The 23,592-nt window shown below is 68.8% G+C and carries 18 protein-coding genes and 1 pseudogene; 15 read left to right on the forward strand and 4 right to left on the reverse strand.

Annotated features, from left to right (window positions below; genetic code table 11):
- Positions 1 to 58 precede the first annotated feature (58 nt).
- A pseudogene (locus ABZ570_RS27995) lies at positions 59 to 208 on the forward strand (IS256 family transposase); the annotation flags it as partial.
- A 25-nt stretch (positions 209 to 233) separates the two neighbouring features.
- On the opposite strand, the gene ABZ570_RS28000 reads toward ABZ570_RS27995, so the two are convergent.
- From ABZ570_RS28000 to ABZ570_RS28010, 3 genes are all read right to left on the reverse strand, one after another.
- Positions 234 to 803, reverse strand: coding sequence for an AAA family ATPase (locus ABZ570_RS28000; RefSeq protein ID WP_358069900.1), 570 nt, complete (start codon positions 801 to 803; stop codon positions 234 to 236).
- 485 nt (positions 804 to 1,288) lie between these two features.
- Entirely contained in the window at positions 1,289 to 1,768 is a 480-nt protein-coding gene (locus tag ABZ570_RS28005; RefSeq protein WP_358069903.1) for a GNAT family N-acetyltransferase, read from the reverse strand.
- A complete protein-coding gene (locus ABZ570_RS28010; protein ID WP_358069906.1) occupies positions 1,765 to 4,878 on the reverse strand; it encodes an orotidine 5'-phosphate decarboxylase / HUMPS family protein in 3,114 nt (1,037 codons plus the stop codon). Before ABZ570_RS28010 ends, ABZ570_RS28005 begins: the two co-directional genes overlap by 4 nt.
- Positions 4,879 to 5,633: 755 nt before the next feature.
- Between ABZ570_RS28010 and ABZ570_RS28015 the strand changes: the two genes are divergently transcribed.
- The 14 genes from ABZ570_RS28015 to ABZ570_RS28080 all read left to right on the forward strand — a co-directional run bounded on the left by ABZ570_RS28015 (position 5,634) and on the right by ABZ570_RS28080 (position 21,893).
- On the forward strand, positions 5,634 to 7,067 hold the full coding sequence (locus ABZ570_RS28015) for an APC family permease (RefSeq protein ID WP_358069909.1): 1,434 nt from the start codon (positions 5,634 to 5,636) through the stop codon (positions 7,065 to 7,067).
- Entirely contained in the window at positions 7,064 to 8,089 is a 1,026-nt protein-coding gene (locus tag ABZ570_RS28020; protein WP_358069912.1) for an acetamidase/formamidase family protein, read from the forward strand. Before ABZ570_RS28015 ends, ABZ570_RS28020 begins: the two co-directional genes overlap by 4 nt.
- A 4-nt stretch (positions 8,090 to 8,093) precedes the next feature.
- Complete coding sequence (locus tag ABZ570_RS28025; protein ID WP_358069915.1) at positions 8,094 to 8,948, forward strand: SAM-dependent methyltransferase; 855 nt, start codon at positions 8,094 to 8,096, stop codon at positions 8,946 to 8,948.
- A 165-nt stretch (positions 8,949 to 9,113) separates the two neighbouring features.
- Positions 9,114 to 9,788, forward strand: a complete 675-nt coding sequence (locus ABZ570_RS28030) for a GPP34 family phosphoprotein (protein WP_358069918.1) — start codon at positions 9,114 to 9,116, stop codon at positions 9,786 to 9,788.
- A 27-nt stretch (positions 9,789 to 9,815) separates the two neighbouring features.
- Positions 9,816 to 10,469 carry an N-acetyltransferase gene (locus ABZ570_RS28035; protein ID WP_358069921.1) on the forward strand — a complete coding sequence of 218 codons (654 nt, stop codon included), beginning with the start codon at positions 9,816 to 9,818 and terminating at the stop codon, positions 10,467 to 10,469.
- A 418-nt stretch (positions 10,470 to 10,887) separates the two neighbouring features.
- Positions 10,888 to 11,667, forward strand: coding sequence for a hypothetical protein (locus tag ABZ570_RS28040; protein ID WP_358069923.1), 780 nt, complete (start codon positions 10,888 to 10,890; stop codon positions 11,665 to 11,667).
- 215 nt (positions 11,668 to 11,882) lie between these two features.
- A complete protein-coding gene (gene fxlM, locus ABZ570_RS28045) occupies positions 11,883 to 13,154 on the forward strand; it encodes a methyltransferase, FxLD system (RefSeq protein ID WP_358069926.1) in 1,272 nt (423 codons plus the stop codon).
- A 113-nt stretch (positions 13,155 to 13,267) separates the two neighbouring features.
- Positions 13,268 to 14,476, forward strand: a complete 1,209-nt coding sequence (gene fxlM, locus ABZ570_RS28050) for a methyltransferase, FxLD system (protein ID WP_358069929.1) — start codon at positions 13,268 to 13,270, stop codon at positions 14,474 to 14,476.
- Positions 14,477 to 14,554: 78 nt separating this feature from the next.
- Positions 14,555 to 14,719 (forward strand): FxLD family lanthipeptide, encoded by a 165-nt coding sequence (locus ABZ570_RS28055; protein ID WP_358069932.1) that lies wholly within the window; start codon positions 14,555 to 14,557, stop codon positions 14,717 to 14,719.
- A gap of 171 nt (positions 14,720 to 14,890) precedes the next feature.
- The gene (locus ABZ570_RS28060) at positions 14,891 to 17,905 is read left to right on the forward strand and encodes a lantibiotic dehydratase (protein WP_358069935.1); all 3,015 of its coding nucleotides are present in this window, start codon (positions 14,891 to 14,893) and stop codon (positions 17,903 to 17,905) included.
- The gene (locus ABZ570_RS28065; RefSeq protein WP_358069938.1) at positions 17,902 to 19,125 is read left to right on the forward strand and encodes a lanthionine synthetase C family protein; all 1,224 of its coding nucleotides are present in this window, start codon (positions 17,902 to 17,904) and stop codon (positions 19,123 to 19,125) included. Before ABZ570_RS28060 ends, ABZ570_RS28065 begins: the two co-directional genes overlap by 4 nt.
- Positions 19,126 to 19,142: 17 nt before the next feature.
- On the forward strand, positions 19,143 to 19,958 hold the full coding sequence (locus ABZ570_RS28070) for a thiopeptide-type bacteriocin biosynthesis protein (protein WP_358069941.1): 816 nt from the start codon (positions 19,143 to 19,145) through the stop codon (positions 19,956 to 19,958).
- Between the two features lie 26 nt (positions 19,959 to 19,984).
- Positions 19,985 to 21,049, forward strand: coding sequence for a hypothetical protein (locus tag ABZ570_RS28075; protein ID WP_358069943.1), 1,065 nt, complete (start codon positions 19,985 to 19,987; stop codon positions 21,047 to 21,049).
- A gap of 319 nt (positions 21,050 to 21,368) precedes the next feature.
- On the forward strand, positions 21,369 to 21,893 hold the full coding sequence (locus tag ABZ570_RS28080) for a hypothetical protein (protein WP_358069946.1): 525 nt from the start codon (positions 21,369 to 21,371) through the stop codon (positions 21,891 to 21,893).
- Between the two features lie 144 nt (positions 21,894 to 22,037).
- Here the strand turns inward: ABZ570_RS28080 and ABZ570_RS28085 are convergent, their stop codons facing one another.
- Positions 22,038 to 23,432, reverse strand: coding sequence for an IS1380 family transposase (locus ABZ570_RS28085; protein WP_358069949.1), 1,395 nt, complete (start codon positions 23,430 to 23,432; stop codon positions 22,038 to 22,040).
- Positions 23,433 to 23,592 lie beyond the last annotated feature (160 nt).

Genomic DNA, 23,592 nt, shown 5'->3' on the forward strand with positions numbered 1-23,592 from the left:
ACGGGTCAACGTTTCAGCAGGTTAACCTGCCTTCACCAAGGCTGACACAGAGGGGAACGAGCAAGCGGCACTCAAGTGCGTGTACATGGCGTTGATGAGCCTCGACCCCACCGGCGCCGGCCGCCGGCGCTGGACCATGCGCTGGAAGGCACCCTTGAACGCATTCCAGATCGCCTTCGAAGGCCGGCTCACCCCGGCCAACCACTGACTACCTCAACAACCAAGATCAGCCGTTAACTTGACACTCCCTTCGCAGCGCAGTGGGGGCACCGGTTCGGGCATGGCGTCAAGGGTGGGCTGCCTGCCAGGCCACTGGTCGTAAGGATGGTGGTAACGGTCTGCTCGAACGTGGAGGTCTCGGGGATGATGCGCTCGCCAGGCACGTTGAGCAAGTCCCGAGCGCTGTACCACTCGCGCATCTGCTCGGGTGTGACGTTGATCGGTTCGGCGCGTGTCAGGTGGCGGCGGATGGTCTCCTCGAAGCACACGTCGAGGTAGTAGACGTGCGTCGGGCCGGTGTGCTCGGCGATGAGTTGCCGCAGGACGGCCCCGTAGCGGCCGGTGTGCAGGATGCCCTCCAGGACCACGTGGTAGCCCAGATCGAGCGCTGTCTTGGCGGTGGCGGTGATGAACGTGGGAGCGACCGGATTGGTACGGCTGCTGTCGTGCTCGCGCAGCATGACCCGGCGCAGGTAGTCCTGCTCAATCAGAGCGCACCCGCGGCCGTAGCGGCGACGGACCTCACGGGCCGCGGTCGTCTTGCCGCTGCCCGAGTTGCCGCGGACGATCACCAGGGTCGGCAACGGGGAAGTGCGCCTGATGCAAGGCATCTCGGGTAGTCGTTGCCCTGCCATGTTCTGGGCGCCTCCCGTCTCATTCAACGGCTGCTATCGCTCAGGGGCTATCGGCACGGGTCGGACACGAGGAAGGTTCGGCGCCCGGACATGGTGCGCCCGCCTCCTACGCCTGCACCAACCAGCCCGCTGTCCCCACCACAGCCGCTTCAGCTACGCCCGCCTAACCGGGGCGGGCGTAGCCGCTGTGCGACCGCCAGCCCGAGCTCGGCGGGCAGGGGACCCCTGTCCGCGTTGAGGTGAACAGCGCGACATGCGGCGCGCTGGAGGACGGCGTCTCGCCGCAGCGACCACGCCTTTACCTGCCTTGCACGGCTACGCGTGAGCCGAAGATCTCGCCGGTACGACCCTCTCGCCGACTGGCATCACACCGTGTCGAGGTCTACCTCGCCGTGCACGTCTCGGCGGTGATCTCCTGCGCGGGCCACTTGATGCTAGGCACCGATCGATCGCTCATAGACGGCGCGGTGCTTCCCCGGCCCCTTGTAGTCATAGATCACTGATACGCCTTGCTCGGTCGTGTCTCCGGGAACGTTGCTGAAGCCCATGGCGAGCCACGCTCCGTGCGCGGCGTGGTTGTCCGGTTCTGATGTGAGGAAGAGGCGCCGGCATCCCCAGAGACCGCCTTGGCGGTCAACTTCTTCTACGAGCGCCCGCGTGATTCCTGTCCGACGGTGACTCGGGTGCGTCATCACGTCCTGCAGGTAGATCTCTGACGGGTCGACCTGGCTTCGGAAGGCGATCACGCTGCCGACGACCTCTCCATCGATGATGGCGAGTGGGCAGGTATTGGCGAACAGCGTGGCGTACAGCCAGTAGTCCGATGAACCCCGAAGCCTGATGTACGGCTCTCCCAGTGCCAGCAGTTTCTCGAGGTCGGGGATGCGGTCGACCGTGAGTGGGGTGATGATCATGAGCGGTTTCCTTCGGTGAGTTCGATCGATGCTGCGAGGTCCCGCGCGGCAACGGCGGGATCCAGGGAGTCGGTGACTCCGCGACCGACGACGAGGATGTCCCATGAGTGTCGTCTGCTGGCCTCGACGTCCGTGGGTTCGAAGCCGCCGGAGACCGCGACCGGCAGCTTGGTCCATGACCTGATGAGTTGTGCCTGGTCGAGAGGGTGGAAACCGGCTACGCCCAGGTCGATGTTTGTGGTGATGGCGAAGCCGTCGACTCCCGCGCGTTCCATGTCCTGGACCCAGCGTTGGATCAGCCGGCCTTCGGGCACGTCGATGACGATGGGGACGGCGAGGCGTTTGCTCGCTTCGACGGCTGCGGACACGCTAGCAGTGCTGGCGGGTCCGATGAGCAGCACGACATCAGCTCCGGCCTCGGTCGCGAGGACCACCTGATCGCGTCCCCAGTCTGCGGACATCATCTCGGCGACGATCCACGCACCAGGGGTTCGCTGCTTGATGGCGCTGATGGCTTGAATTCCGACGCTCTTGATGAGCGGGTCGCCGATCTCGATGAACTGCACACCAGCGGTAGCGGCGGCCTGTGCGACGGTGATGGCGTAGTCGACGTCGCGGACATCGAGCGCGACTTGAAGTGCGCGCCTGTCTCGGAGACGGCGGAAGGCTTCCTTGCTGATGCCTGGTGCTGTGCTCGTGGCCGTGGCGTAGGGGGCGAGCAGGTTGGCTTCGGTGCGAACGAGCCAGTCGGCCGAGGCGACGCCCTGGTTGACCAGAGCGGATTGGACGTTCATGGGTAGCCGTAGGGTGCCGGTGCGGATCTCTCGTAAAAGGCCGAACAGGGCGCTGCGAGATGAATCCTCGTCTTGGATCGGTTGCCTGCCGGATTTGAGTAGGAGCCGCTGCGCGGCGACTCGGACATTGCGGGGGCCGTTTCGCCATGCTCCCTGGGCCCTGATGACCAGGTCGGCGGCCGAGTCGTCGTGTCCGACTCGGGCGGCAAGCCCTTGAAGGAGGCGCTCGCGGACGTGCCAGTTCCGGTCGTCGAGGAGAGCGGCGAGTAGGTGTTCCACGCCGGGTGCGGTCGAGCGGCCGACGGCTTCGGCGACGGCTGCGCGGACCTTGTAGTCGCGGTCCGCGGCCAACGATTCCATGATCGAGGCCATCGTGTGGTGTGGGATGGCGCGGCCCGCTCGGATCCCCTCGGCGAGGGCGGCCCGGGCTCGCCAGTCTGGGTGGGCCAGCAGTGCCTTCAGTTCTTGGGAACCGCCGTCGTCGGTGGCGAGGAAGACGTAGAAGTGTCGGGCGATGAACACCGCGTCTTCAACTGTGTCGAGTTGCGCGAGACGGACGAAGTCGTGGATGGCCGCGATGGGCAGCCGCGTCTCCACGCACGCCACGATGTCGGACCATACTGCCGGGCCGAAGCGGCGCAGCACCCGCAGCATCCACCGGGGGTACTCCGCACCGAGCGCCGAGGCGGCTGCGCTGGTGTGCAGGAGAGCTTTGGCGAGGGGAAGGCCGTTGTCGTGCAGGCACCGGGAGGCGCACACGCGCAGCACCTCGGCCGTGGCGAAGGCGGGGGTATCGCTGGTGAGGTCGAGCATCAATGGCAGCGTTTCGGTGATGCTGACCGACGGTGACTGCGCGACGGCGGCCAGCAGCTCCGGTGAGGTCGCATCCAAGCCCTGCAAGAGGAATTCCAGGACGCCTCGCAGGTCGGCCGACGTGCTCGTGCGAGCGGCCAGGTCGTTGAGCAGCTCGATGGTGACGGTCGAGCGTCCATGGGAATCGATGAGCTGGGCGAGCCACCGTGCGAAGAGGTACTCACGAATGACGTCGTGATGGAACATCAAGCCGCCGAACGGGCCGGACCGCACGAGCCTCGCGACCGAGGACACGGTGAGGTCACCAACGTTCCCTGGCGGGTCGCCTTGGATTGCGGGAAGGAGGTGGTGCGGCCATGCGGAGGCGAGCTGCCGTCGCGCGAGTGCCGTCAGATCCGCCGTCGCACGTTCGACGTCCAGGCCCGCCGCCTTCAAGATCGAGGCGACGCAGAATTCCACGAGCCGGTAGGCGTTGACTTGCCCGAGCGGCTCGGTCGACTTCGCGGCCCGGATGAGGCTCATGTACAGCGGCAGGCGAGCCAAGTTACGAATCTTCGCGGGCAGGGCGTCGAACGGGGGCTCGCTTGCATCCCGCTGCGCGTTCCACACGTCGCGGGCCGTGCCGGCGTCCCAGCGGTCCAGCCGCAGCGACGGGCCGGCACCATGATCCTGGCCGGGCATGACCGCTGCGGCTAGGACGGGGTAGGGCGCGAGCTCGACGTCCGGCGGTGTGCGTAGAACGAGGAGGAACCTCAGGTTGCCTGAGAGCACCTGCCGCAGCGTGCCGTCGAGCTGGCGGCAGACCTTGTCCACCACGGCGCGGGACTGCGGACTGTCGATGACGACGAGCAGCGGCCTGGACAGGCTCCGGCTCTCATCCTCTAGGGTCAGCAGCGGATCCTCGCCAGCCGGCAGGGAGCCGTAGCGGAGGATCTCCCGAGCCAGGTCGATGTCCTCGGTCCACGAGTCCGCGGTCAGCAGCTGAACATCCACCCCAGTGGCCTGAGACGCCAGATGGCGCGTGAAGCTGGTCTTGCCGCAGCCCGGGGGGCCAGCGACCAGGTAGACGCGCGCCGTCGAGGCGAGGAAGTCCGCAACCTGCCGCTGGACGTCGGCCGAAGGCGTGTACACGAGGTCGTCGGGCTGCTGGCCATTGAGCGCCGCGAGGATGGCAGCCGTCCGTTCCCTGGAACGGCCGCCGAGATCTTGTATTGCGGGCCCTGGGCCGTCGGCAGGCGGGGGCGAGCCGCTCGAACTTGCGGCCGCTGACGCTTTAAGGGTCTGGGCGAACCGCTGCTTGACCTCGATCGGCGACCGCGCCAGATCGACATCGAGCATTTGCTGGGTCTCATAGCGCATGCGGGTCGCGGCACCGCGCTTCTCCCAGTTGGAGACGGCCGCCGGATTGACGCCCAAGTGCTCGGCGAAGCCGCGCACGCTCATGCGCAGGGCCAGGCGTAGTGCTCTCGCCTCGCGGCCGGTCCACCGCCGTACCGTCTCCACGGGATATCCCCCAGGCTATGCACTCAGCGTCATTGTCGCAGTCGGCAGCGTAGTAGACGACGGCCGGCGCAGACGAGCTGAAACTAGGACAACACTAGAACGTCCACGCATCGTCATGGGACAGGCCGAACCCGCAGGCTGGTCGCACAGACAACCACGGCGATGGATGGGCGCTGCGGCTTCGCGCTACCTCCACTGCTGTGGCAGCCCTCGCGTTTGCGAGCAGCGATGGTGGAGGTGTCCTCGTGGTCGTCGACGTGCGAAGCGACAGCGTGCGTCACCGCGCTCGCTGTACCGCTTCCGGCCGCGGTGGTGAGTGGCTGGCGCAGCCCGGATCGCCTGTCGCGGGGGTCTTCACCCTCGAGGGTCTGCCGCGCTGGCGCAGTTGCGGCACGTCGCTGCAGCCCGTTCGGGGTGCTCGGTCAGCGGGTCTAGCGGGGGCCCTGCGGTTGCCAGCTGACCGGGCGTGGATGCCGAGGACATCGAACAATTCGTTCTGGAGCCGGCGGCGCCGGCACCGGGTTTGGTGGCGGACGCTGCGCCCGAGGAACTCGGCCCATCATCCGCCGCTTGTCGGTCGCCCGTACTTCTCGGCGGCTGTGCCCAGGACCTGTCCATGATCTGGCCCCTCTAGCAACCGATTCAGCAGCTCCCGGCGATGCGTCTGCCTTCAAAGCCGCTGCCGCCGTTTGGCCAGCTCGAGCACTGGCGGAAGTGAGCTGGCGTCGCTGACCGACAGGAAGGAATGGAACAGCATGCACACTAGGCAGATAGCGCCTCCGCCGGAGATCGGCTTGGCGCAGGCGTCGCCCGACTCCTCGCGGTTCGGATATCGACCGGAGCTGCGCCGCTCACTCGGCTTCGCGGACCTGCTCTTCTACGGGCTGGTGTTCATGGTGCCGATCGCGCCTATGGACATCTTCGGATCCGTCTACTCCGGCGCCGGCGGGATGGTCGCGCTGGCGTACGTCATCGGCATGGCGGCGCTGGTGTTCACTGCCGCCTCATACGCCCAGATGGTCAAGGCGTTTCCCCTTGCCGGGAGTGTGTACAACTACGCCGGGCGAGGGATCGGCGCACCGGTCGGGTTCCTCGCTGGCTGGGCGATCCTGCTGGACTACGTGCTGGTGCCGAGCCTGCTGTACCTGATCGCGGCGGTGGCGATGCACTCCACCGTGCCGGCGGTTCCAGTGTGGGTCTGGCTGGTCGGCTTCGTGCTGGTGAACACCCTGGTCAACTACCGGGGAATCCGGATGACCGCCCTGATCACCCGAGTGATGCTCGTCGGCGAGGTCATCGTCCTGGTGATCTTCCTTGCCGCCGCCGGCAGCGCCCTCGCGCAAGGCAAGGGACCGGGCTTCTCCTGGACGCCGCTCTACAACCCCGACACGTTCACCTGGGCGCTGGTGTTCGGCGCGGTGTCGATCGCCGTGCTCAGCTTCCTCGGCTTCGACGGCATCTCGATGCTGGCCGAGGAGAACAAGGGCGGCGCGGGGCAGATCGGCCGGGCCATGGCCGCGGCGTTGGGTGTGGCCGGATTGCTGTTCATCGCCCAGACCTGGATGGCCGCGCTGCTGCTGCCCAACCCGGATGGCCTCCTCGTCAATGGCGATCCGGAAGGCACCGCGTTCTACGACGCCGCCCGGCTCGCCGGTGGTCCCTGGCTGGCCACCCTGTGCGCGGTCGCCACGGCCGTCGCCTGGGGCGTGGCGAACTCCCTCGTCGCGCAGGTGGCCACCTCGCGGCTGCTGTACGCCATGGCCCGCGACCGGCAGCTGCCGAAGTTCCTGGCCAAGGTGTCGGTGCGCCACAGCGTGCCCACCCACGCCATAACCCTCACTGCGCTGGTGTCGCTGACGATCGGCCTCTACATGAACTGGCGCGCCGATGGCATCGCGCTGCTGTCCAGCCTGATCAACTTCGGCGCGATGACCGCGTTCCTCGTGCTGCACCTCGCCGTCGTCTGGCACTACCTGGTCCGCCGACGCAGCCGCAACCTGATCGCACACCTGATCCTTCCGGGAATCGGATTCGCCATCCTCGCCTACGTCGTGGTCAACGCCAACGTGGCCGCCCAACGCCTCGGCTTCGTCTGGCTCACCCTCGGCCTCCTGGCCCTGGCAGGTCTGTACGCCGCCGGCCGCCGCCCCGAGCTGTCCGGACTTGCCAGCGGACGGGAGGCGGCATGACCAGCACGGTTACCTACCAGCCAACCGAAGACGAGCTGCATTACACCTTCGGCGCCCACCCGGCGGTCGCCGAGATCAAGCCGGGCAGCCTGCTTGTCACCAGCACTGAGGACTGCTTCGGCGGGGCCCTGCGCACCGTGGACGACCTGCCGTCGAAGGTGTGCCAAGCATTCAATCCCGTCACCGGCCCCTTCCACGTGCTCGGCGCAGAACCTGGCGACACCCTCGCGCTGCACTTCGCTGCCATCACCCCGGCCCGCGACTGGGGCATGTCAGCAACCTTCCCGCACTTCGGGGCACTGACCGCCACCCACACCACGCCGATGCTGCACCCACCGCTCGAGGAGCGGGTGTGGCGCTACACCATCGACACCGCGGCAGGCACCGTGACCTTCCACGCCCGCCGCTCCGGCCATGCGATCGTCATGCCCCTGGAGCCGATGCTCGGCACCGTGGGACTGGCCCCGGCCGGCGGGGAAGCCCGCTCCACTGTCGTACCTGATGCGCACGGCGGGAACCTCGACACCCCGGAGATCCGCCCCGGCACCACCGTGTACCTCGGCGTCAACGCCCCCGGCGCGCTGTTCGCCATCGGCGACGGCCACGCCCGCCAGGGCCAGGGCGAAGCGTGCGGCGTCGCGGTGGAGACAGCCATGAACGTCACCGTCGCCGTCGACCTGATCAAGGGCGTGGCTACACCGTGGCCGCGCATCGAGACCGACCACCGGATCATCTCGGTCGGTGCCGCCCGGCCCCTAGAAGACGCGTACCGGATCAGCCAGCACGACCTGGTCACCTGGACCGCACAACTGACCGGCCTGGAGCTGCTCGACGCCTACCAGGTCGTCTCGCAGGCCGGCCGAGCCGCACCCGGAAACGTCTGCGACCCGCTCTACACCATGCACGCCGCCCTCAATAAGGCGATCTTGGCAGGCGTGAGCCCCTACGACGGAGTGCACCAGCGGCTGCGCCGCATCGCCGAGGCCCCGAGCGAGCAACCGGGGAAAGACCATGGGAACTGAGGCGATGAGCTGGGCACCCGCCGAGGTCGACCTGACTCGTCCGAATGCCGCACGGATGTACGACTATTTCCTCGGTGGCAGCCACAACTTCGCCGCGGACCGTCACGCCGCCGATGCCGTACTCGCCGTCGCACCCCATGTCGCCGACGCGGCCCGCGCCAACCGCGCGTTCCTGCGCCGCGCCATCCGCTACGCACTCCAGCAGGGCATACACCAGTTCCTCGACCTCGGCTCGGGGATACCGACCGTGGGCAACGTCCACGACATCGCCCACCACATCGACATCGATGCACGGGTTCTCTACGTCGATGTCGAGCCGGTAGCCGTGGCGCACGCCAGGGACCTGCTGGATAACGACCCGCGGGTCGACGTCATCCAGGCCGACATCTGCTTTCCGGATTTCATCCTCCAGAACCCCACCACGCAGCGGCTGATCGACCTCAGCCGTCCCGTCGCCGTCCTCTTCGTCTCGGTCCTGCACTTCATCCCCGGCGACGTCAACGCCATCGTGGAACCATTCCGCGCCGCGATGCCCCCTGGCAGCGCCCTCGTCATCTCCCACGCGACCTCCGGCACGGCCACAAGCCAGACCGATGAGGTGCAGAGGCTGTACCAACGCACGCCTACCCCACTTCAACTGCGCGCCCCCGCAGAGGTCGAGGCGCTGTTCGGCGACTTCGACATGGTCCCTGCCGACGCGCCAGCAGCGAAGTCGGCGAGCAACGCAGCGCTCGTCCCTGTTGCTCGGTGGCGCCCTGATCTCGAGGACCAGATCGAGAGGGGACACGGGCCAGCCAGCCCCTTCCTCACCGGATTCCTCGCCGGGGTCGGGATGAAAGGAGCAGCAGCTCATGAGTGAACCTCCTCGGCTCGCTACCCGCAGGGGACCATCCCTGCCCACTGGCAGCTGGGTACTGATGTTCATCGGATCCGCGGGACCTACCGGCAGCGGCAAATCGGCGTTCGCCCAGGTTGCGCTCCAGCCTGCGGCAGGCTGCGTCCAGACCACGGAAGGGGCGGGCCGATGAGTTTTGCTCGGCTGCCGCTGCGCGATGAGTTGTTCCTGCTCGGTCACGACGACGACGCCGGCCACCCGCATATCCACCGCCGGGCCTTGGCGTTGGGGCTGGCCGGCGCGGTCCTGATCGACCTGTTTCTCGCCGGGCGGATCGTCCTCGACCCGAACGACGACCGTTTGTCCGGAGACCGGTGGCTGCGCCTGCACACCGATCAACCGCTCGGAGACCTGATCGCGGACAGTGCCATCGGCTTCATCCGCTATGGGCGTACAGCACCACCGGTGAAGGCGTTCCTGCGCGGCTTCGCCGACGACCTATACGAGCGCACCCGCGCCGGACTCGTCGCCGCCGGGATCCTCCGGCAGGTCACTCGCCGGCGCCTCGGCGGCCTTGCCCGCACCGACACCTACCTCGCCACCGACAACAAGTGGGCGGTCGTCGCCCGCGCACGCCTGCGGTACGTCACTCAAGGCCGTGAGCAGCCCGACAACCACACCGCCGCACTCGCCGGACTCGTCGCCACCCTCGGCCTCACCGGCCACCTCTACCTCAACGACGACAGTACGACCGTGACGGCGTACCTGAAGGCCATCGCCGGCCAGCACCACCGGTCGGTGCGGGACATCACCGCCGCCCTCGACGCCGCCGTCGGTGACCTCGCCACCGCAACGTACCGGTGAAGCGAGACCACAAGGACATCTAATCCGATGGAGAGCCTGGTGCACATTCGCGCCGCCCGTTGGGCAGACAAGGATCTGGTCGCCCTGCTGATCGCCGACGCCCTGCACCCCACACCGCTCGCCGCGTGGCTGGTGCCCGACCCAGGGCAGAGGTGCCAGGTGCTGGCCGACGTCGTCGCGATCTGGGTAGAACATGCGATGTTCTTCGGCGACATCCACCTCACCCATGACCTCACCGCCGCCACCGTGGGTTTTCACCGTTACCGACCCATCCCACCACCGGCCAACTACCGGATCCGGCTCACCGACGCCGCCGGACCACACGCCGACCGCTTCGACCTGCTGGACACGTTCCTTGCCGAGAAACAGCCCACCGAACCGCACTACCACCTGGCGTTCCTCGCCGTCCGCACCGACGCCCAACGGGGCGGCTGTGGCGTCGCGCTGCTGGCCCACCACCGCAGCCGCCTCGACCGCATCGACCTGCCGTCCTGGACCGCTGTTCCCTCAGGCGGGGAGCACCTGCTCGCCCGATACGGCTACACACCCCGGCCAGCGATCACCTTGCCGGACGGCCCGACCCTGCAGCCGATGCGCCGCAACGCTCGCCACGGCAGCAGTGCCATGCCGATCAACCCGGCCCGCCCGGTCGACAACCGCTGGCAAGGCTTCCATGTGTAGCCCCATCGCTCCCGTCACTAACAGCCTCACCGGTGACATCCACCGGCAGCTGACCACCCCCGTCCTGAAACTGGCTCCGCGAATCATGGCCTTTCCAAGCAGATACCCGCCAGACCTGATCGACGCCGTCGTGCAGCGCGTCACGGATGCCCGCCGAGTCAGGGCATACGGCGCCGTCACCACCGTCGCCCGTCAGATGAACCTCGACCCGCGCCTGGTTCAGAAATGGGTCACCAAAGCGACTGCCCCAGTCGCGCTCCAGCCATGCCGGCCGGCCGCCGACTCGTGCGAGATGTACCTGCCGCCGGGACTGCTGCACTGCAGGTTCTGCCAGCAGCCGATGGCTCACGCCGAGTCGCACGACTCTGGGCAGGGCTTCCAGTGCCAGCAGGGTTGCAGGCCCCGGCCCCTGGATAGCGTGGCCGTCGCCGACACCGTCGGTCGGGCGATCCTGGCGCGCGCCGCTCGGATCATCCCGTCGACCAGCACTCCGATCCCGCCACACCTCGCAGCCGTCCACGCCCACCGCGTCCTCGCCCGCGTCACCGTCGGTGCCACCCCCAGCGACGTCACCCTCACCTGGCGCGCCACCCCTGTTCCCGATCCCGGCCGGTTCGAGGCCGAACGCGCACAGCGTGTCGCCACCGCCCGCACCCTGGTCCTCAGCGACCCGCTGCGCGCCCGGCAACTCCTGCACGCCAGCCTCACCGGCGTCGACCCCGCCACCGCGCCCGCCGACGCGGTGCACGCGAAAGCCGCCATCCTCCTAGCCGAACTGCAACTCCGTCTCGGCCACCCCGCCGAGGCCATAACCTGGGCCACCTACGCCCGTGCCAGCACGGTCCACCTCCACGGGCCCACCGACCGGAGGGCCTTGCACGCCCTCCACGTCCTCGCCGCTGCCCACTCGCGCGGCGGACACCATCAGCGCGCCTACCACCTCTACCGGGAACTCACCGGCCACCTCACCAAATCCGACGGCCCGCACGCCCAGCAAACCCTCGCCGTCCAAGCAGCCACCGCCCTCATCCTGCACGCCCTCGGCCACTGCCAAGCCGCCCGCACCCTCCTCGCCGACACCATCACGACCCACCGGCGCGAACACCCCGGCCACCCCGCCACCGCCCACATGACCCGGCACCTGTCCCGTATCTGGCGCGAGTGCGCCACGAACGGCCACCAGCACCAGGACGCCTGACCGCCCGCCTCGCCCTGACAGATAGGAGGTCCGCCGTGACCGCACGCCCCCTCCCCCCAGAACAACTCGCGGTACTGCAGCGGCTCGGCGGCAATTTGTACGACGAACCACTCCTGTCGTTAGGCGTCTGTGACATCGCAGGAACCGGCGCAGCGCTCCCGCCGGCACCCTGTCTCCCTGCATTCGCCGCACCAGGCGCGCCGCGAATGCAGGGAATGCCTGTCCGACCCAATGAGAAGGAAGTACGAGTGACGCAGGTGGCTGAGCCACGCACCAGCGCCGACCGCGCCGCCCAGCTGCGCGCCGCGCTGGTGGACACGCTGCGCGATGAGGGGATGGTCACGAGGGCTCTCGTGGAGGCGGCGGTCCGCGTGGTGCCGCGGGAGCGGTTCATGCCGGCCGGTACGCCGCTTGAGGTCGCCTATGGCTACGACAGCTCGGTGGTGACCAAGCGCGATCAGCACGGCGTGCCGATCTCGTCGGTGTCCGCGGCGTACATCCAGGCGCGGATGCTGGAACTGGCCGAGCTGCGGCCTGGCATGACAGTGCTGGAGGTCGGTTCGGGCGGACTGAACGCGGCCTACCTCGCAGAGGCCGTCGGTCCGAAGGGCCGCGTGGTCAGCATTGATATCGACCCCGAGATCATTGACCGAGCCGCGACCGCGCTGGACGCCACTGGCTACAGCAGCCGAGTCCGTGTCCTGGTCGCCGACGCCGAGCACGGCGTGCCGGACGAGGGGCCATTCGACGCGATCATCGTGACGGTCGGTGCGTGGGACATCGCCCCGGCCTGGCTCGACCAGCTGGCCCCGGACGGCGTGCTCGTCCTCCCGCTGATCATGAACGGGGTCACCCGCACCATCGGGTTCCGGCGCGACGGCGACCACCTGGCCAGCACATCGGCCGAAGTGGCCGGGTTCGTGCCGATGCAGGGCGCCGGCAGCCACGCCAACCAGGTGCTCGAGCTAGCCGATACCACCGGCGGCAAGGTCAAGCTCTCGTTCGACTCCGGCGCACCCCCGGATCTGATTCAGCTCGATGGCGTGCTGAACGCCGACGCGGCCGAATTTTGGTCTGGCGTCACGGTCAGCCACGGGATCTCCTTCGCCGACCTGCACCTGTGGCTCGCGTGGTACCTGGACGGGTTCTGCCGCCTCGCCGCCGACGAGGGCAGCGCACTGGCTGCCCGGAAGCGCTGGTTGCCGTTCGCGGTCGTACGCGGCGCCGGGCTCGCCTGCCTCGTGTTGCGGGATGCGCTGCAGGGCGCCGGGGCGGAGTTCGGTGCCCGCGCCTACGGACGCGACGGGCAGGTGGCCGCCGCCACGTTGATCGAACAGATCCAGGCGTGGGACCAAGCCGGGCGGCACACGCCTCCGACGTTCGCCTACTGGCCCGCCGGCGGCGACCGCTCCCAGATTCGCGCCGACGCCACGGTCATGAACAAGACCCACGGCGTGGTGACGATCTCCTGGCCCGCGAGCAGCTGACTCTGGCCTCGGGCCAGCCTCGCTGGGCCAGGTTGCAACAACCCAGCCGCCCAAACCCATAGGGCGAAGCGGGACGCCAAGTCCGCCAGCCCCCGCTACCCGAAAGGATTCCCATGACATTGCAGGTCGACGACGCCACCACCTTGCGCCAGGCCATGGTGGGCGCGCTGCGCGACGAAGGTCTGATCACCACCGACAGCGTCGCCGCGGCGATGAACGCGGTGCCCCGGCACGAGTTCGCACCCGGCGAACCGCTGGAGAAGGTGTATCAGACCAACAGCACCCTGGTGCCCAAGATTGACGCTCAGGGGCGTCAGACCAGCGTGGTCTCGGCCTCGCACATTCAGGCCATCCAGCTAGAACTGGCCGAGGTGCGGCCGGGCATGAACGTGCTGGAGATCGGCTCGGGTGGCTACAACGCCGCCCTGATCGCGGAGGTCGTCGGGCGGACCGGTTCGGTGACGACCGTGGACATCGATGCCGACGTCGTGGACCGTGCCCGAGCGGGTCTGCGCCGGGCCGGGTACGAGCAGGTCAACGTCGTGCTCGCCGACGCCGAGCACGGCGTGGCACAGCACGCGCCGTATGACCGGATCATCGTCACGGTCGGGGCGTGGGACATCCCGCCCGCCTGGCTCGACCAGCTCACCCCGGACGGCCGGATCGTTGTGCCGCTGCGCTTCTCCGGGATCACCCGCATGGTCGCCTTCGACCGTACCCCCGGCATGTCCGTGCTGACGGCCAGCAGCTACCGGCTCGGCTCGTTCGTGCCGATGCAGGGCGACGGCGCCGCCAGCGAGCAGCTGATCCCGGTCACGCCCGACGTCGGGCTGCGCCTTGATCAGAACAGCGCTCTCACGTTCGACGTGCCGGCGCTGCGCAAGGCGCTCAACAGCAAACCGGTGGAGAGCTGGTCGGGCACGCCGTTCGACATGCCGGACGAGCTGGAGCTGTACCTGTTGACCAGCGGGTCGGAGCTGCCGATGCTGCACGCCGCGCAGGCCGCGGTCGATCAGGGCGTGGTCAACCGCACGGTACGCAACGGCACCCCGACGCTCGTGCGCGGCGGCAGCTTCGCCTATCGCATCAAGCGGGAGAATCCGCAAACGGTCAGCGGCTACGAGACCGGTGTCATCGCCCACGGGCCGGAAGCCGAGCAGGTCGGCGGCGAGGTGCTCGCCATGATCCGCACCTGGGCGGGCCGCTACTACCGGCGCGGCGCCGCCCACATCACCTACCACCCGAACACCGCCGACACCAGCGACCTGACCGGGTGGCACACCACCAAGCGACACGGCGTCCTCGCCGTCGCCTGGTCCTAGAAGACTTCGGCACTCACCTCAGCGGCCCACGCCGGGGGAGTGTCGGGGACCCCTATCACTCCAACCAGGGAGGTTGTCATGGCACAGCTCGCCACGATCCAGCCCGACATCGAGGGCGGCACCCTCGACGACTTCGATCTCGACATCGAGTTCATCGAGGCCGGTGGCACCGTCGAGCACATCATCAAGATGACCGAGGACAACTGCGGCAGCACCTGCGCGTCGGCCTGCACCAGCTGCTGAACAGCCGCATCCGCTGGTGGCTCGCTCTGATGGCCAGCCCAAACCAGGTGGGCAGGCCGTAAGGCGAGCCATCGACATCGGGTCAGGAGTGCCCGGCCCAAGGAGACCTGCTCTCGAAGGTCGGGCACCCCTCACCCGCAGACAGATGATCACGCCCATGGGGAGGCTGGTGTGTACCGCAGCGTGAACGACGCGTTGCTGCTCCGGGCGGCCCTGCTTCGCGCGGGCCAGCTCGGCGCGTGGCCTGACCTGACCGGCAGCGACACGGCAGCCAGTTGGCGGCTGTGGCTTGCCGAGACGTTGGCGATTCCAGGGTTCGCGGCAGCCCTGGCCCACGCGTCACCGGACCTCGCCGAGCGGGTCACCGCCGCAATCAGCGGCGGCCTGTCGCAAGCCGACGTCCGCCGGGTGGTGCTCGCAGTCATGCGCTACCTGCTGCGCGCCACTACCCGTGCCACACCGTACGGGTTGTTCGCCGGTGTTGCTCCCGCCACCGCGAGCCGCAGCGGACGCATCCGCTGGGGCACCGCTCACCGCCCTGTCGCTCGCCTCCAGGCAACCTGGCTGGCCGCCGTCCTGGATGGCCTGGAATCCGACGTGCGGCTGCGCCCGCATGTGATGGTGCGCGCCAACAACCTGCTGGTCGAGCACGGTGAGAAGCTGGTGCTGGAGTACTGCGCCGCGACGAGCGACCCCTACGGCGCGCCCACGCATCTGCGCATCAAGGCCACCGACATGATCCGCACGGCTCTCGCGCTGGCGGCTGAGCCGATCCGGTGGGCCGACCTCACCGGCAAGCTGACGGCCGAATGTGGGGCGCCGCAAGAAGGCGCGCAGCGGCTGATCGGCCAGATGGTGACACAGCGCTTGCTGTTGACCAGCCTGCGCCCGCCGTCGACCGAGACTGACCCCCTGACGCACCTCGTGGATCAGCTGGAGACCGCCGCAGCCGAAGGCGGCGAGGTGGGCGAGCTCCTTGATCCGCTGCGTCGCGTTCGCGATCTCAAGGCCCGACACGACCGCGCACCGGACGAGGCCGCAGCTGCCGCCCGCCGCCGGGACCTCGGCAGAGCCGCCGCCGTGATCCAGCCCGGGCAGGCGGTCGGGGTCGATCTGCGGCTGGACTGCGACCTCGTGGTGCCGACGACGGTGACGGCCGAGGCGTGCCGCGCCGCTGCCGCGCTGACCCGCCTCGCCCGGCCGACATCGCTGCGGTGGCGGGACTGGCATACGCGTTTCTTGAACCGGTACGGCCTGCACGCCCTCGTCCCGCTCCTGGATGCGATCGATGTTCAGGTGGGCCTCGGCTACCCGGACGGCTTCACCGGCGAGCCGGCCAATGATTCGGCCGCGTTGATCGACAGGGACCGGAGGCTGCTCGCCTTGGCGCAACGTGCCGCCCTGCGCCGTGAACACGAGGTCGACCTCGACGACGCCCTCCTGGACAGGCTGACCGGCCCGGCGCCGGCCGAGATCCCGCCGACCGCCGAGCTCACCGTGCGCGTACACGCCGACTCCCTCCAAGCCATCGCCGGCGGCGACTTCCTGCTGTCGGTCGTACGTGCTTCAGCGCAAGCCTTCTCCACCGCGGGCCGGTTCCTGGACATGTTCAGCGAGACCGACCGGCACCGGATGGCCTCCTGCGCCGTCGACAGCCCACCAGCCAGCGCCGGAGCGTTGCTGGCCCAGCTGTCTGCGGTCACCCGCTACACCATCAGCCTGGACGTCAACCGCGCCCCCCAGGTGCTGCCGCATCTGATCCCTGTCGGCGAGTACCACGCCCCGTCGCAGGTCGCGGTCGGCTTGGACGACATCGCGGTAACCGCCGACGCGCACCGCCTGCACCTGGTGTCGATCTCCCGCCAGCGGGCGCTGCAGCCGGTCGCAGTCAACGCGGTCGAGCCGGTACGGCACGCCCACCCTCTGGCCCGTTTCCTGGCCGAAGCGCCCATGGCCCTCGCTACCCCGTGCTCACCGGTGGAGTGGGGGCCAGCGGCCAAGGGCTTGCCGTTCCTGCCCGCGCTGCGGTACGGCCGGACCCTCTTGAGCCCCGCGCGGTGGCACCTGAGCGCCGCCGAACTGCCCGACCGGCATGCCGGCTGGCAGCACTGGGACAGAGCGCTGACCGCCTGGCTCAAGGCCACAGGCTGCCCTACCGCCGTCTCGCTTGGTATCGGCGACCAGACCCTCGGCCTCGACCTGGACAAGCCCGCTCACCGGGCGCTGCTACGCGACCACCTGACCCGCAACCCCACCGCACTGCTGCGTCTCATCCCCGAAGGCGACGGTTGGATCGGCGGGCATCCGCACGAGATCGTCATCCCGTTGACCGCCACCACCGCGAGACCACCAGCGCCCCGCCTCACCAGCCCCCTGGTCGATGTCCGTACCCACGGCAGCCTGCCTGGCCGCGACCACCACTACCTGAAGATCTACGCCCGGCCGGAGGAACAGACCACCATCCTTACCGCCCACCTGCCTCGGCTTGTCGTGCAACTCCCGCCAGCGGCCGGGTGGTGGTTCCTGCGCCACGCCGACCCGGAGCCACACCTGCGGCTGCGTATCAGCGGCCTGCCCATCGACGCCATAACCGGCTGGACGCAGGAGCTGACCGACGCCGACCTGACCCGGCGAGTCCAGTGGGACACCGACTTCGGCGAGCCTGGCCGCTTCGGCAGCCTGGCCGCGTACCAGTCAACGGCAGCCGTGTTCGCGGCGGACTCCGCAGCCGCGCTCGCCCAGCTGGCCATCACCACGCGACGTCCCACCCTGGGCTGGCAGGCGTTGACCGCCGCGAGCATGGTCGACCTCGTCACGGCGGTCATCGGCGACCCGCACGATGCCCTGCGATGGCTGATAGCCCGTACCCGCGCCCACCGGCCAGCACCCCCACGAGCGGTCTACGACCAGGCCATCCGCCTGGCCAACCCGTACGACCCCACCGCCGTGGCGTCCCTGCCCGGCGGCGAGAACCTGACGGACCGCTGGGCCCAACGCCGCCGCACCGTGGCCGCCTGGCGCGACAGCCTGCCCACCGTCAGCACCGCCCCGCCGGCCGAGCTGCTCCCCGACCTGCTGCACCTGCACCACGTCCGCGTCGCCGGAGCCGACCTCGACAGCGAACGAGCCTGCCTGCACCTCGCCCGCGCCGCCGCACTGAGCTGGACGACAAGGAGCACCACGTGAACACCCCGACCACCACCGCCAACCCCTCGGATGTGCTCGCGGCGGCCTGCGCCAGACTCGCCAGCCCCTCCATCGTCGGCCTGTCACCCGACGGGCGGACCCGGCCGCAATCGCTGGCCGGAGGCGCGGTGGGCATCGCCCTGCTGCACATCGAGCGGGCCGTCTCCGGACACGGCAACGAGGCCATCGCCCACGGCTGGATACGCGCCGCCGGCAGCGAGCCGGTCAGCATCGGCCGCAACTCCGACCCCTTCCACGGCGCCCCCGCGCTGGCGTTCATGCTGCACACCGCCCGCCCGCTGGGCGGCTACCGCCGCGCCTTCGCCAGCCTCAACGACGCCACGATCACCCTCACCAGACAACGGCTCGTCGCCGCCCACTCCCGCATAGACCGCCGCGACCCGCTGACGATGTACGAGTTCGACCTCGTCCACGGCCTGACCGGGCTCGGGCTCTACCACCTGCACATACACCCCGAGCACCCCATCAGCCGCGATGTGATGACCTACCTGGCCCGCATCACCGAACCCCTCGGCAACGGCTCCACGCAGCCGCCGTGGTGGCTGCCATCGGGGCTCGGTGGCACGCCACACCCAGACTTCCCCCACGGGCATGGCAACATCGGCGTAGCCCACGGCATTAGCGCCGTCATCGCCCTGCTCGCCTACGCCATCCTCCACGGCCACGACACCCCAGCAGCCCGCGACGCGCTCGCCGCCCTGTGCGACTGGATCGACCACCACCGCCAAGACGACCCGGCCGGAATCTGGTGGCCCGGCTACGTCACCCCCGACACCACCCCACGGCGGCACCGGCCCTCCTGGTGCTACGGCACCCCCGGCATCGCCCGCGCTCAGCAACTCGCCGGGCTCGCCCTGCGCGACGAGGCCCGCCAGCAACGGGCAGAAGAGGCTGTGCTCGCCGTGCTGCGAGACGCCGCCCAACGCGCCCGGCTGCCCGAGATCGGCCTCTGCCACGGCAAAGCCGGCCTCCTGCAGGCTGCCAGCCGCATAGCCGCCGCCAGCACCAAACCCCACGGGGCGGGTCAGCTCACCGCCGAGTTGCCCGGCTTGGCGGCCGAACTCGCCAACCAGCTCGCCAGCCAAACCCATTCTGATCCAGAGCTGATGAACGGCACGGCCGGTGCCGTGCTAGCGCTGCAGACCGCCGTCACCGGCAGCCCGGCAACCAGCTGGGACACCTTCCTCGCCCTCGCCTGAACCCAAGGGAAACGAACATGACGCCACCCAAATGGCGGCAGACCACCATCGCCTTCCCCGACCCCCACGCCGCAGAACAAGTAGCCACCACCCATCTCGCGCCGATCCTCGCCGACGCCGAAACCCGCCAGCTCATCACCCTTTGGTTCTACGTCCGGAAAGACAGCTGGCGGCTGCGCTACCTCCCCGCCTCCACAGCCGCCGACCACTACGTGACCAGCCAGCTGGCCCGCCTACGCCACAACCGCCACATCAGCGCCACCGTTCCCGGAATCTACGAGCCCGAGACCCACGCCTTCGGCGGCACCAGAGCCATGGACACCACCCACCAGCTCTGGCACCACGACAGCCGCCACCTACTCACCCCCGACACCAGTCACCTAGCCGCGCGGTGCCCCGAGCTGTCGATCATGCTCACTGCGGCCATGATGCGAGCCGCAGGCCTTGACTGGTACGAACAAGGCGACGTCTGGGCCCGCGTCGCCAACCACCGAGAACCACCCCAGCCCACGCTCGTCAACAACCTGCTGCACGCGGTGAAACGGCTCCTCACAGCCGATCCAGCCAGCCTCACCCACCAAGGGGCGCCGCTAGCCGCCGCTCGCAGCTGGTTCGAGGCTTACATCGCCGCCGGCGACACCCTCAATCGGCTCAACCAGACAGGACAGTTGCAGCGCGGCCTCCGCGCAACCCTCGCCCACCACGTGATCTTCGCCTGGAACAGGCGCAGCATTCCTGGCCTGCACCAAGCCGCACTCGCCACCGCCGCCAGAAACATCATCTTCGGCACCAACCCCACCAGCCCCGCCCTCGCCCCCGGCGGTGACTCATGAACCCGGCCATAATCCGTAGATTCCCGTTGATCGCCCGGCCCCGGCCCGTATGCACACCTCTGCCCAAGCGCATCGCCGACCTTCAGGAACGCGCCGACGCCGCCCAGCGCAGCGATGACGTGGCCGCCGCGACCGCAGTGTTCAACCTCGCAGCGCTCCTGGCATCCGACTGCGGCATGCCCGACCTGGCCCGCACCTGGTGCCACCGACTCGCCACCGCCGCCCTCGACCACGGCAGCGATCCCCAGCACGCACTCGAACCCATCGTGAACCTCGCCCGCCTCCACATCCGCGCGGGCGACGGCCCCACCGCCTGGACCCTGCTGGAAACCCTCTTCCAGGCCATCAACACCCGCACTGACACCCTGATCGACGGCCTCACCATCCCCGCCGCCCGCCTCACCGAGGCACCCGGCGCCCACACCAAGACACGAACCTGGCTCTGGACCGTCCTGCTCGGCACCGGCGCCCACGCCCTCGCCAGCGCAGGACGGTGGGACGACGCCAGCCACCGCCTCACCCAATACAACGGCGTCGGCGCACGCATGCTCGACGGCAGGCAGATCAGCATCATCGCCCACGCCACAGCAGGCCGCTACCGCCAGGCACGCGCGATGCTAGACGCCACCCAACCGGGCGAACCATGGGAAGACGCCGTCACTGCCTGCCTGCTCCTGCTGACGCCAGACTCCGATCCCACAGACGACCAGGCGAACACGGCACTGACCGCCTACCACGCCCTCGGACCCGTCAAGCCCGGACTCACCGTCTTCCACACCCGGCTCGGCCTCACCCTTCTAGACGCCCTCGATAAAGATCACCCAGCCGCCGAGCAGCTCGCCGTCGAACTGATCCAACACGCCGCCGCCGACGGATACGCCGCACGCGACCTACTGAACCACCCCACCTGCCTCGCCGCCGCCCGCCATCAACGGGTCAATCAGCTCAAGACACTCGTATCAACATGCGGCTTGGACGCAGGCACCCTGTCGGCGGCGCAGCTAAGAACCCTGCTCCGCGCGCTCGACATGGCCGAATCGGTAATCCGTGCCCCCGCGAGCGCTCTACCAGCCGTCCCGTGGGGCAGCTAAACGGCGTCCGTCCTCTCTGGGCGCACAGCGCTGCTCCCCGGCCGCAGCCGGTGGCACTCTTTGCCGATCGTCTTTGCTGGGCTTCGTCAGGGGGAGCACGGCTCTCAAGTACGGCATCAACCCGCCGATCTCCCAGGCGACCGAGAGCCAGACTGCTACCATCTGCACCGCTTCGGCCACACGTCCGCCGCTTAGCGCGGCCTTGTGGGTGGGGTTGTTGGTTGGATCACGCGGCCGGGGGGTTGCCGCTTCGTTCGTTCGCGGGCGATGTTCCCCCGGCCGTTCCAACCGCTGGCCACCGATGCAGGCAGGGGTAGGCATGGAAATCCGGAACATTGGCGGCCGGCCGCACACGGACATAGCCGGCGCAGCCGAGCTGACCGGACGGTCCGAACAGACGGTGCGGCTCAAGACGTCACCGAAGCAGCGCGCCCAAGGGTCAGGCTGGCCCGCGTCGGTCAAGCAGGACAAGAAGGCGTGGCTTCCCATCGACGAGCTAGAGCACGTCCGGGATGTCCTCCTACCGCAGATCGTGGAATCCTCCCGAGCGCGGGTCCATCACGTCGAACTCGACGGCGACCCCGAGGAGCTGATCTCCGCCACCGAGTTCCGGGAGATTCTCACCATCACGCAGGGCGGGTGGGACAAGTACGTCGGAATGAGCAAGGCCGCGTGGGACCGCGGCGAGGACGGCTACCTTCCCATGCCCGACCGCGAAGAACCCGCACCAGTAAAGGGATCTACTCGTTACTGGAAGCGCAGACGCGTGCAGGAATGGATCAACACCCGGAGCGGGAAGGTGCTCAGCGCCGCGCCGCCCGATTTGCCAACCAGTGACTCCTAACCTCGGTCTTTCACTTGAGTGTGGCTTTATAGCCGCTTCTCGATGGGACCGATTCGCGTGGTTGTCGCTGTTTTGGTCGCATGTTGAGGGCCCGGCGCGGGGCCGGGTTCCTCCGTGTTGCTGGTCGTGGCGTGAAGCCCGGGGTCAGCCGGTAGGTCGGGGTAGCGCGGCGAGTTTGCTGAATGCGCTGGTCAGGGCGTCGGTCCAGGGCCAGTTGGCGGCGATGGCCAGGCGGGTTCGCCGGGCGGTGCGGGTGATCCGGCCCGCGACGTGCAGCAGCCGGTAGCGCAGCTTCTTCGGCTCGGCGGTGGCCAGCTCGCCGTCTAGGAGCAGGGCCTGGGTCCAGGAGAGCAGGTCGATGCCGGTCAGGGCGAGTTGGAGCCAGGCCTGATTGATCGCGAAGTGCCGGGACGGGAACCGGCCGAAGCCGGTGTTCTTCCCGCAGCGGATCCGATCCTCGACGCGGGCGTGGCCGCAGTGGCGGGCCTCCAAGAACTGGACGCTGCCGCCGCCGGGTGGGGTGTCGGTGGCGACGACTTGATGCCGCCAGCCTTCGATGGTGTCGAACAGCGACAGCTGGGCGCCGGGGTGCGGGCGTTCCCTGCGGACAAGGAACCGGGTGCCCTCCGGCCAGCCGGTCGAGTCGAACAGGCCGGTGATCTCGCAGACCTCGGCATGCTCGCGCAGGTCACCGTCGGTGTCCACGGCAGGAACCCACCCGGTCGCGGCCCGGATCGCCTCACGCACTGGTTCGATGATCGGGGCACCGACGGAGAACCGGATGTCCAGGTGCTGGTCGCGCAAGGATCGGATGTGGGCGAGGATCCTCTGGCTGGAACCGGCCGAATCGGCGCGGAGCAGGATCGGGGTGCCATACCGATGCTGGTCGGGGATCTGGGCGAGGGCGTGGTCGAGCACCGTGATGTGATCGGCGGTGGTGTTCGAGCCGGCCCGGCCTTCGCGCAGCAGCCCGGCGAGGGCTTCGCCGGTGTTGTCCAGGAAGCACAGCAACGGATGGAAGCCGAAGGTCTTCCAGGTGCGAGTCGCCGATTCCTTCTCGGAGTGGCAGAGCACGATCGTCGCGTCGATGTCCAGGATCAGCCCGTTGACCGGCAGGCCGGCCGCGGAGGCCTGTGGCAGGTCACCGCGGGTGTCGAAGTGTTGGGCCCAGGCGACCTCGCGGAACTGGGCCCGAGCGGACCGCAGCACCGCCAGTGTCGCCTCGTCCAGTTGCGACAGCAGCCGCCAGGCGGTCGGGTCGGAGGCGACCGGCCCGAACAGGCCGGCCTGGTTACGCAGCACCGCCAGGTCGGCGATGGCCTCGCCGCCGTCGGCCAGCATCACCGCCAGATCGACGGCGATCCGGCCCGGGTCGTGTCCGCGCTGCCGTTGCCGCAGCCCGGCCAGGGCCTGACTGAACGCGCTGGTCAACCCGGTCGCATCAGCAAGGTCGGCGAGCAGGCGGGCACCAGCGTGACCGACCACGCCCCGCCCACCCCCGGTCACCATGATCTTCGGACGTGTTGCGGTAACCTTCACCCAGCAAGTGCCTTCCGTGACGGGTTAACAGGACTCTCGACAAGCCCTATTTTCCCTGATCAGAAGGCACTTCTTCGTTTTCGGTCCACTCCTTGACAGCCCTAACCTCGGCCTTTCACGGCGATCGTGATCTTGGATGGGTGGTGAGTCGGTAGATATG

Source organism: Micromonospora sp. NPDC007271, from assembly GCF_040634005.1.
In the GTDB taxonomy this organism is placed as follows: Bacteria; Actinomycetota; Actinomycetes; order Mycobacteriales; family Micromonosporaceae; genus Micromonospora.

Bases quoted from the DNA above. Each gene is read 5' to 3' on its own strand.
- ABZ570_RS28005 (WP_358069903.1), bottom strand. From the start codon at position 1,768: ATGATCATCACCCCACTCACGGTCGACCGCATCCCCGACCTCGAGAAA.
- ABZ570_RS28015 (WP_358069909.1), top strand. From the start codon at position 5,634: ATGCACACTAGGCAGATAGCGCCTCCGCCGGAGATCGGCTTGGCGCAG.
- ABZ570_RS28020 (WP_358069912.1), top strand. From the start codon at position 7,064: ATGACCAGCACGGTTACCTACCAGCCAACCGAAGACGAGCTGCATTAC.
- ABZ570_RS28025 (WP_358069915.1), top strand. From the start codon at position 8,094: ATGAGCTGGGCACCCGCCGAGGTCGACCTGACTCGTCCGAATGCCGCA.
- ABZ570_RS28030 (WP_358069918.1), top strand. From the start codon at position 9,114: ATGAGTTTTGCTCGGCTGCCGCTGCGCGATGAGTTGTTCCTGCTCGGT.
- ABZ570_RS28035 (WP_358069921.1), top strand. From the start codon at position 9,816: ATGGAGAGCCTGGTGCACATTCGCGCCGCCCGTTGGGCAGACAAGGAT.
- fxlM (WP_358069926.1), top strand. From the start codon at position 11,883: ATGCCTGTCCGACCCAATGAGAAGGAAGTACGAGTGACGCAGGTGGCT.
- fxlM (WP_358069929.1), top strand. From the start codon at position 13,268: ATGACATTGCAGGTCGACGACGCCACCACCTTGCGCCAGGCCATGGTG.
- ABZ570_RS28055 (WP_358069932.1), top strand. From the start codon at position 14,555: ATGGCACAGCTCGCCACGATCCAGCCCGACATCGAGGGCGGCACCCTC.
- ABZ570_RS28070 (WP_358069941.1), top strand. From the start codon at position 19,143: ATGACGCCACCCAAATGGCGGCAGACCACCATCGCCTTCCCCGACCCC.
- ABZ570_RS28080 (WP_358069946.1), top strand. From the start codon at position 21,369: ATGGAAATCCGGAACATTGGCGGCCGGCCGCACACGGACATAGCCGGC.